1 pseudogene is annotated in these 791 nt (G+C 52.4%); it reads left to right on the top strand.

Going from position 1 to position 791, the window contains the following annotated elements:
• Positions 1-240: 240 nt before the first annotated feature.
• Positions 241-791: pseudogene (locus ACXJ7R_RS34965) on the top strand (hypothetical protein); the annotation flags it as partial.

Raw genomic sequence — 791 nt, 5'->3', positions numbered from 1 at the left:
CTCTCCGATCCCCCATATTACACTGCTTGTCCGAATCCATGGGTCGCCGATTTCGTCCAAGCGTGCGAAGCGGAGAAGCCTTCAAAACCAGACGGATGGCACTATCACCGYGAGCCATTTGCCGCTGACGTGAGTGAGGGGAAGAACGACGCTATCTACAATGCGCACTCGTATCATACCAAGGTGCCGCATAAGGCCATCATGCGGTACATTCTTCATTACACTGAACCGGGAGACATTGTGTTCGATGGCTTCTGCGGGACGGGCATGATGGGTGTCGCTGCCGAGCTAAGCGGAGACGCTGAAACAGTGATGTCGCTTGGCTATCAGGTTAAGCCAGACGGCACTATCTTGAATGAAGAGATCGGTGCAGACGGCAGAAAAATATGGATGCCATTCTCTAAGATTGGCGTTCGACGCTCTGTTCTCAACGACCTTTCAACCGCCGCCACCTTCATTTCCTATAACTACAATGTGCCAACCCATGGCGACATTCTCGACCGCGATGCCAAGCTGGTTCTTAACGCCGTGCAGTCCGAATGTGCATGGATGTACAACACAAGACATTCCAATGGGAACACAGGCCGGATTAACTATACTGTATGGTCAGATGTTTTTGTCTGCTCGGAATGTGCGCACGAAGTCATATTTTGGAATGCAGCGGTTGATCGAAGCACCGGCGAGATTGCGGACGAGTTCCGCTGCGCGAACTGCGGCACTATCCTTACAAAGCGAAACGCTGAGCGTGGCTGGTTTACGCAATACGAGAGTGCGCTAGGCTCTACTTTGCG

It is taken from the genome of Mesorhizobium sp. P5_C1, assembly GCF_054049815.1.
The sequence above is the reverse complement of the archived record's forward strand: the minus strand, read 5'-3'. Positions and strand labels throughout refer to the sequence as shown.